This window comes from Nocardioides ginsengisoli (genome assembly GCF_039537225.1).
GTDB classification, from domain to species: Bacteria; Actinomycetota; Actinomycetes; order Propionibacteriales; family Nocardioidaceae; genus Nocardioides; species Nocardioides ginsengisoli.
Map to the genome: position 1 here is coordinate 1 of NZ_BAABAC010000008.1, position 8,233 is coordinate 8,233.

An 8,233-nucleotide genomic window follows, 5' to 3' on the forward strand; every position below is an offset into this window, starting at 1 on the left:
CGAGCAACGTTGGCGGTGGTCCGGTGGGGACCAGGGGTGCATCAGCAGGTCAGTTGTTCCTGCCGACGTGAGGAAGGTAATCCAGTGAGCAAGTACGCCGTCCGCAACCCCGCCACCGGCGAGGTGCTGGAGACCTTCCCGACCGCCAGCGACGCCGAGGTGTCCGCCGCGGTCGCCGCCGCCGCGAACGTCCACGAGCGCTGGGGCCGCGAGACCTCGGTCGCCGAGCGGGCGGCCGCGATGCACCGGGTCGCCGAGCTGCACCGCGAGCGGGTCGACGAACTGGCCGAGGCGATCAACCTCGAGATGGGCAAGGCGATCGGCGCGGCGAAGGGCGAGGTGCTCTTCTCGGCCGACATCTACCAGTACTACGCCGATCGCGCCGAGAGCTTCCTCGCCGACGAGGAGATCGAGCTGCTCGGCGGCGACGGCCGCGCGCTGCTGCGTCGCCAGTCGGTGGGTGCGCTGCTCGGGATCATGCCGTGGAACTACCCGGTCTATCAGGTCGCCCGCTTCGCGGCGCCGAACCTGCTGCTGGGCAACACGATCGTCCTCAAGCACGCGGCCCAGTGCCCGCGCTCCGCGGCGCTGCAGGAGCGGATCTTCCAGGACGCCGGGCTGCCCGAGGGCGCCTACGTCAACGTCTACGCGACGAGCGACCAGATCGCCGACGTCATCGCCGACCGCCGGATCCACGGCGTCTCGCTGACCGGCTCCGAGCGCGCCGGCTCGATCATCGGCGAGCTCGCCGGGCGCCACCTGAAGAAGTGCGTCCTCGAGCTGGGCGGCGCCGACCCGTTCGTGCTGCTGTCGACCGACGACCTGGCCGGCGCCGTCGACGACGCGCTCTCCGCGCGGGTCGGCAATGTCGGCCAGGCGTGCAACGGCGCCAAGCGCTTCGTCGTCGTCGACGAGCTGTACGACGAGTTCGTCGCCCTGCTCGACGACCGGATCGCGACCGCCGGCAACGGCGCGCCGCTCTCGTCGGTCGGCGCGGCCGAGGAGCTCGCCGGCCAGGTCGCCGCGGCGGTCGACGCCGGCGCCAGGCTGGTGTCGGCGGGGGAGCGCGACGGCGCCTTCCACCCGGTCGGCGTCCTCACCGACGTCACGCCCGACAACCCGGCCTACCACCAGGAGTTCTTCGGCCCGGTCGCGATGGTCTTCCGCGCCGCCGACGAGGCCGACGCCGTCCGGATCGCCAACGACACCCCCTACGGACTGGGCTCCTACGTCTACACGACCGACCCCGAGCAGGCCGACCGCGTCGCCAGCGCGCTCGAGGTCGGCATGGTCTTCGTCAACGGCGTCGGCCTGGAGGCGGTCGAGCTGCCCTTCGGCGGCGTGCGCCTGTCCGGCTTCGGTCGGGAGCTGGGGCGCCTCGGCATCGACGAGTTCGTCAACAAGAAGATGATCCGGATCGCGCGCTGACGCCGACCAGCCTCAGGGCGAGATCGGAGTAGTAGGCGCCGATCTGGTCGGGCGTCCACTCGCCGTCGTCGCGGTACCAGCGGGCGATGTCGACGCCCATCGAGGCGAGCGCGGTGGCGGCCAGCGCCGGGTCGGGCGTGTCGAAGACGCCCGCCGCGACGCCCTCGCGCACGAGCTCGCGCAGCTCGTTGTCGATGCCCCGGCGCAGGACGTCGATCTCGGCGCGGTGCTCGTCGCTGAGCGCCGCCAGCTCGTAGTTGAGGATCCGCGCGACCGTGTGGTGGTGCGCGTGGAACTCCGCGAACGCGCGCGCGGCGTCGGCGAGCTGCGCGACCGGATCGGTCGCGCCCGCGCGGGCCTGGCGGAGGACGTCGAGCGCCTCGCGGTGCCCTGCCTCGGAGATCAGGAAGAGCAGCTCCTCCTTCGACTTGTGGTGCACGTAGACGGCCGCGGGCGACATCCCGGCCGCGCCCGCGATGTCACGCGTCGTGGTGCCGTGGAAGCCCTTCTCGGAGAACGCCGTGACCGCGGCCTCGAGCAGCCGGGCCCGCGTGGCGTCGGCGCGGGTCGGGACGGTCATGGGCTGCTCCTGGGGCGACTGAGGGGTGCTCTTGACGCCGTGCGGTGGTGGCGTGCATGGTTAGCGTACTCGCTAAGCAAGCGCTTAGTAACTACGGAAGCGGGGCACACGTGAGCACTAGGTTCGAGGGCAAGACCGCGATCGTCACCGGCGCCAGCCGAGGGATCGGCTTCGCGATCGCCGAGCGGCTCGTCGCGGAGGGCGCGCGTGTGGTCGTCACCGGTCGCGGCAAGGAGGCGCTCGACGAGGCCGTCGCGGCGCTCGGCGGCCCCGCGAAGGCCCTCGGTGTCGCGGGCCGGGCCGACGACGCGGAGCACCAGGCCGACGTCGTACGCCAGGCGATCGAGACCTTCGGCGGCGCCGACCTGCTCGTCAACAACACCGGCATCAACCCGGCGTACGGGCCGATGATCGAGCTCGACCTCGCCGCCGCGCGCAAGATCGTCGAGGTCAACTGCCTCGCGACGCTGGCCTGGACCCAGCAGGTGCACGCCGCCTGGATGAAAGAGCACGGCGGCGCGGTCGTCAACGTCTCGTCGGTGTCGGCCGTGAAGCCCGCCCCCGGCATCGGCATGTACGGCGCCAGCAAGGCGATGCTGATCTCGATGACCGAGCTGCTCGCCGTCGAGCTCGGCCCCGACATCCGCGTCAACGCGGTCGCGCCGGCCGTGGTCAAGACTCGCTTCGCCACCGCCCTCTACGAGGGCCGCGAGGCCGACGTCGCCGCGCAGTACCCGCTCAAGCGGCTCGGCGAGCCCGACGACATCGGCAGCGTCGTCGCCTTCCTGCTGTCGTCCGACGCGGCCTGGATCACCGGCCAGACCGTGGTCATCGACGGCGGTGTCTCGCTCACCGGCGGCGTCGAGTGAACCCGCCGGGCCTCGATCTCGACGCGCTCGGCGCCTGGCTCGCCGATGCCGTCCCGGGTGCGGGCTCGGCCCTGACCGCCGAGCTCATCGCGGGCGGCAAGTCCAACCTGACGTTCGTCGTCTCCGACGGCGCCTCCACGTGGATCGTGCGGCGCCCGCCGCTGGGCCACGTGCTGGCGACCGCGCACGACATGGGCCGTGAGTACCGCGTGATGTCGGCGCTGCAGCCGACCGCCGTCCCGGTCCCGCGCACCTACGCCTTCTGCGCCGACAAGGACGTCGTGGGCGCGGAGTTCTACGTGATGGAGCGCTGCGCCGGCGTGCCCTACCGCCGGGCCGCCGAGCTCGCCGCGCTGGGGGAGGAGCGCACGCGCGCGATCTCCACGACGCTCGTCGACACCCTCGCCGTGCTGCACGCGGTCGACCCGGCGGCGGTCGGGCTCGGCGACTTCGGCCGTCCGGAGGGCTTCCTCGGGCGCCAGGTGGCGCGCTGGCGCAAGCAGCTGGAGGCCTCCTACACCCGTGACCTGCCGGCGGCCGACGAGCTGCACCGGCGGCTCGGGGCGTCGGTGCCGGCGGAGTCGGCGGTCGGGATCGTGCACGGCGACTACCGCCTCGACAACCTGCTGGTCGACGGCGCCGACCGCGCGACCGCCGTCTTGGACTGGGAGATGGCGACGCTCGGCGACCCGCTCACCGACCTTGCGCTGATGCTGACCTACCACCGCCTCGGCGGGGCGGTCGGCGAGGCCGTCGCCGACGCGTCCGAGGCGCCCGGCTTCCTGAGCGAGGACGAGATCGTCGCGCGGTACGCCGCGGGCAGCGACCGCGACCTGTCCGGCTTCGGCTGGTACTTGGGCCTCGCGGCGTACAAGCTCGCGGCGATCCTGGAGGGGATCCACTTCCGCTACCTCGCCGGCCAGACCGTCGGCCCCGGTTTCGACCGCATCGGCGACGTCATCCACCCCCTGCTCGACGCAGGGCTCACCGCACTCAAGGAGAACTGATGGACTTCGGATTCGACGCGCGCACCGAGGAGCTGCGGGCCACGATGCTCGCGTTCATGGACGAGGTGGTCTACCCGGCCGAGGCGGTGTTCCACGACCAGCTCGCGGCGCTCGACGACCACTGGGCCTGGGACTCCGCCCCGGTCATCCGCGAGATCCGGGCCGAGGCGCGCAAGCGCGGGCTGTGGAACCTCTTCCTGCCGGGTGAGGAGGGCGCGGGTCTGACGAACCTGCAGTACGCCGTCCTGGCCGAGATCTCGGGTCGTTCGATCCACCTCGCGCCCGCGGCGATGAACTGCGCGGCTCCTGACACCGGCAACATGGAGGTGCTGCACCTGTTCGGCACGGAGGTGCAGAAGAAGGAGTGGCTGGAGCCGCTGCTGGAGGGTGAGATCCGCTCGGCGTTCGCGATGACCGAGCCCGATGTCGCGTCGTCGGATGCGACCAACATCGAGCTGTCGATCGTGCGTGACGGCGACGAGTACGTGCTCAACGGGCGCAAGTGGTGGATCACCGGTGCGATGAACCCCAACTGTGCGATCTTCATCGTGATGGGCAAGACGGACCCGAGCGCGGATCGGCACCGTCAGCAGTCGATGGTGCTGGTGCCGCGCGACACCCCGGGCCTGGAGGTGGTGCGGGGCATGGAGGTCTACGGCTACGACGACCACGAGCACGGGGGTCACGCGGAGCTGCGGTTCACCGACGTCCGGATCCCGGTCAGCAACCTGATCGGCGAGGAGGGGGGCGGCTTCGGCATCGCCCAGGCGCGGCTGGGGCCGGGCCGGATCCACCACTGCATGCGGTCGATCGGCATCGCCGAGCGCGCGATCGAGATGATGTGCGCGCGGGCCGAGGAGCGGGTCGCGTTCGGCCGGCCGTTGGCCGAGCAGGGTGTGATCCGGGGCTGGATCGCGGAGTCGCGGGTCAAGCTCGAGCAGCTGCGGCTGCTGGTGCTCAAGACCGCGTGGCTGATGGACACCGTCGGCAACAAGGGCGCGCACACCGAGATCCAGGCGATCAAGATCGCGACGCCCGAGACCGTGCAGTGGATCCTCGACAAGGCGATCCAGCTGCACGGTGCGGGTGGTCTGTCGCAGGACTTCCCGCTGGCCAACATGTACGCCGGCATCCGGACCCTGCGCTTCGCCGACGGTCCCGACGAGGTGCACAAGAACGCCCTCGCCAAGGCCGAGATCGCGCGGCAGCGGGCTGCGCGCGGCGTCTGACCCCGGGCCAGCCGACCGTCAGCCGCCCTCGACGACCGGGAAGATCCGGTCCGCCTCCAGTCCGTGCGCCTCGCGGTGCACGCGGGCGGCCGTCTCGGCGTCGGGGGCCTCGACGAGGCAGAAGATCTTGCCGTTGGTCTCGTCGACCCAGTAGCTGCGGTAGTTGACGCCGTACTGGTCCTGGATCTTGACGTCCTCGGCGTGGGCGCCGGCGACGTCGGCGGCGGTCGCGCCCTCGGGCATCGACTCGTGGACGTCCATGAAGAGAGGCATGGGTCTGCTCCGTATCTCACCCGTATGGGTGGTTCAGGGGTGGTGGTTTCACTGCCACACTCAGGTTCGTGCCCGCCTTCGGCGCCGACCATGACCGAACGGCCACCATGGTTGATCCGGACCCCACGGTGGCGCTGCACGACGCGCTCGGCCGGATCCGGGTCCAGGGCGCGATCTTCCTGCACGCCGAGTACACCGAGGGCTGGGCCTACCGCTCGGTCCCGGCCGAGGACCTCGCCCGGATGCTCGCCCCGCAGGCGCGCCGGGTCATCCCGTTCCACCTGGTCGCGGCCGGACGCTGCTGGATCGAGGTCGACGGCGTCCGGCACTGGGCCGACCAGGGCGACGTCATCGTGATCCCGTACGGCGACCCGCACCAGATGGGCGGCACCGAGGACGCCGAGGTGGTCGACGCCGCGACGCTCGTGGCGCCGCCGCCCTGGGAGGTGATGCCGTTCATCCAGTACGGCGCCGGTGGCGACCTCACCCACGTCGTGTGCGGCTACCTCACCTCCGACGACTCGCTGTTCGACGCGGACCTGCGCGCGCTGCCGCGGGTGCTCGTCGTCCGGCCGGAGGGGCCGGCGGCGCAGTGGGTGCGCGCCAGCATCGACTACGCGCTCGACCGGACCTCGCTGGTCGCGCCCGACCGCGCCACCACCCCGGCCGACCTGGTCCAGCTGCTCTTCGCCGAGGTGCTGCGGCTGCACCTCGCGCAGACCCCGGCCAGCGACATCGGCTTCGTCCGCGCGCTCGGCGACCCCGTCCTCGCGCCCGCGCTCGCCCTCATCCACAACCGGCCCGGCGACAAGTGGAGTGTCGCCCAGCTGGCCGCCGCTGCGGCCGTGTCGGAGTCGCTGCTCGACGACCGCTTCCGCGCGATCCTCGGCCTCTCGCCGATCCGCTATCTCACCGCCTGGCGGATGCACCTCGCCGAGGACCTGCTGGCCTCCTCGGACCTCGGCGTCGCGGCCGTCGCGCGGCGGGTCGGCTACGAGTCGGAGGAGGCGTTCAGCCGGGCCTTCCGCCGCAAGCACGACGAGGCGCCGAGCGTGTGGCGTCGTACCCACGGACGGGTGTAGTTGCCGGTTCCGGCAACATTCGCCGCCTGGTGGCGGCCTTCTGGTTCTGGTGACTGTTCCCGCCGCCGGACCCTGCCTAGCGTCCGACGGCATGGTTGCGATGGCGGTCCTCGACGCCGAGCTGCGCGACGCCGTACGGCGCGAGCAGCTCGATCCGCAGCGCGACCCGCACGCCGTACGACGGCTCGCGGTCGCGCTGGTGCGCGAGCACGACGAGCGCAGCCTGACCGGCGCGGTGCCGCCGGTCGCCGATCCCGACGCGGCGGTCGCCGAGCTCGTCGCACGGGTGGCGGGCTTCGGGCCGCTGCAGCCCCATCTCGACGACCCGACCGTCGAGGAGGTGTGGATCAACAGCCCCGACCGGGTCTTCGTGGCCCGCTCGGGGCGCCACGAGCTGACCAATGTGGTGCTCACCGCCGAGCAGGTCACCGAGCTCGTCGAGCGGATGCTCACCTCGACCGGGCGTCGGATCGACCTGAGCCGGCCCTTCGTCGACGCGGTGCTGCCGGCCGGGCACCGGGTGCACGTGGTGCTCGACGGTATCGCGCGCGGGTTCTCGGCGGTCAACATCCGCAAGTTCGTGATGCGCGCGGCGCGGTTGGGGGCACTGGTCGAGTGCGGCACGCTCACCCCGGCCGCGGCGCGCTTCCTCGAGGCGTCGGTGCGGGCGGGTCTCAACATCCTCGTGAGCGGGGCGACCCAGGCCGGCAAGACGACCCTGCTCAACTGCCTCGCGGGCGAGATCCCCGGTGGCGAGCGGGTGATCTCCGCCGAGGAGGTCTTCGAGATGCGCTTCCCGCATCCCGACTGGGTCGCCCTGCAGACGCGCCCCGAGGGGCTGGAGGGCACCGGCGAGGTGCGGCTGCGCGACCTGGTCAAGGAGTCGCTGCGCATGCGGCCCACCCGCATCCTCGTCGGCGAGGTCCGCGCCGAGGAGTGTCTCGACCTGCTCCTCGCGCTCAACTCCGGTCTACCGGGGATGTGCACGCTCCACGCCAACAGCGCCCGTGAGGCGCTGACCAAGGCCTGCACGCTCCCGCTGCTGGCGGGCGAGAACATCTCCGCCCGCTTCGTCGTCCCCACCGTCGCCGCCTCGGTCGACCTGGTCGTCCACCTCGCGCTCGATCCGTCCGGGCAGCGTCGGGTGGTCGAGATCCTGGCGGTCCCGGGGCGCACGGAGGGCGATGTCATCGAGACCGAGCCGGTCTTCGAGTGGTCGGCCGGTGCGCTCCGCCGCGGGATCGGCAGGCCGCCACGCCCCGAGCGCTTCGCCCGCGTCGGCATCGACGTCTCCCGGCTGCTGCACGAGGCGGGGTGAGGGCATGGGTGCGTTGGTCGGTCTCGGCCTGGGGCTCGGTCTGCTGCTGATCTGGGCGGCGTTCTGCCGGCCCCAGGTGGTGGCCGCCGAGCCCCGGGCACGATCGAGCCGACGCCGGATCGCCGCGCTCGCGTCTGCCGCGCTCGCGGCCGTCGGGGCGGTCGCCGTCACCGGTCTGGTCGTCCTCGGGCCGGTGGTGGCCGTGCTCGCCATGAGCGTGCCGCGCGCCGTGGTCCGGACGCGTGCGCGGCGACGGCGGCGCGAGCTCGCCGAGGTGTGGCCCGACGCCGTCGACGACCTCGCTTCCGCCGTACGTGCGGGGATGTCGCTGCCCGACGCGGTCGCCGCGCTCGCCGTCCGCGGGCCGGAGCCGCTGCGCCCCGCCTTCGAGGCCTTCGCCCTCGACTACCAGGCCTCAGGGCGCTTCGGCGACTGTCTCGACCGGCT

The 8,233-nt window shown here is 72.4% G+C and carries 9 protein-coding genes; 7 read left to right on the plus strand and 2 right to left on the minus strand.

Going from position 1 to position 8,233, the window contains the following annotated elements; all coding sequences use genetic code 11:
• The first annotated feature begins 84 nt into the window (after positions 1–84).
• Positions 85–1,428 carry an aldehyde dehydrogenase family protein gene (locus tag AB4880_RS05485; protein WP_367918203.1) on the plus strand — a complete coding sequence of 448 codons (1,344 nt, stop codon included), beginning with the start codon at positions 85–87 and terminating at the stop codon, positions 1,426–1,428.
• Here AB4880_RS05485 and AB4880_RS05490 read toward each other — a convergent pair.
• Positions 1,397–2,008: a TetR/AcrR family transcriptional regulator gene (locus AB4880_RS05490; protein WP_367918204.1), complete on the minus strand. Its 612-nt coding sequence runs from the start codon at positions 2,006–2,008 to the stop codon at positions 1,397–1,399. The two genes, AB4880_RS05485 and AB4880_RS05490, sit on opposite strands and share 32 nt — an antisense overlap.
• Positions 2,009–2,118: 110 nt before the next feature.
• Here AB4880_RS05490 and AB4880_RS05495 point away from each other — a divergent pair, with 110 nt between their 5' ends.
• From AB4880_RS05495 to AB4880_RS05505, 3 genes are read left to right on the plus strand one after another with little or no spacing between them, the layout of a single operon-like run.
• Positions 2,119–2,877, plus strand: a complete 759-nt coding sequence (locus AB4880_RS05495; protein ID WP_367918205.1) for an SDR family oxidoreductase — start codon at positions 2,119–2,121, stop codon at positions 2,875–2,877.
• A complete protein-coding gene (locus AB4880_RS05500) occupies positions 2,874–3,884 on the plus strand; it encodes a phosphotransferase family protein (protein ID WP_367918206.1) in 1,011 nt (336 codons plus the stop codon). Before AB4880_RS05495 ends, AB4880_RS05500 begins: the two co-directional genes overlap by 4 nt.
• Entirely contained in the window at positions 3,884–5,113 is a 1,230-nt protein-coding gene (locus AB4880_RS05505) for an acyl-CoA dehydrogenase family protein (protein ID WP_367918207.1), read from the plus strand. The genes AB4880_RS05500 and AB4880_RS05505 overlap by 1 nt, the downstream gene beginning before the upstream one ends.
• A gap of 18 nt (positions 5,114–5,131) precedes the next feature.
• On the opposite strand, the gene AB4880_RS05510 is transcribed toward AB4880_RS05505, so the two are convergent.
• Entirely contained in the window at positions 5,132–5,386 is a 255-nt protein-coding gene (locus tag AB4880_RS05510; protein ID WP_367918208.1) for a DUF4242 domain-containing protein, read from the minus strand.
• Positions 5,387–5,493: 107 nt separating this feature from the next.
• Between AB4880_RS05510 and AB4880_RS05515 the strand changes: the two genes are divergently transcribed.
• The 3 genes from AB4880_RS05515 to AB4880_RS05525 form a co-directional block, all read left to right on the plus strand.
• Entirely contained in the window at positions 5,494–6,468 is a 975-nt protein-coding gene (locus AB4880_RS05515) for an AraC family transcriptional regulator (protein WP_367918209.1), read from the plus strand.
• Between the two features lie 91 nt (positions 6,469–6,559).
• Positions 6,560–7,786: a TadA family conjugal transfer-associated ATPase gene (locus tag AB4880_RS05520; RefSeq protein WP_367918210.1), complete on the plus strand. Its 1,227-nt coding sequence runs from the start codon at positions 6,560–6,562 to the stop codon at positions 7,784–7,786.
• A 4-nt stretch (positions 7,787–7,790) separates the two neighbouring features.
• Positions 7,791–8,233: type II secretion system F family protein (locus AB4880_RS05525; protein WP_367918211.1), on the plus strand; the 443-nt coding region annotated here is incomplete at its 3' end.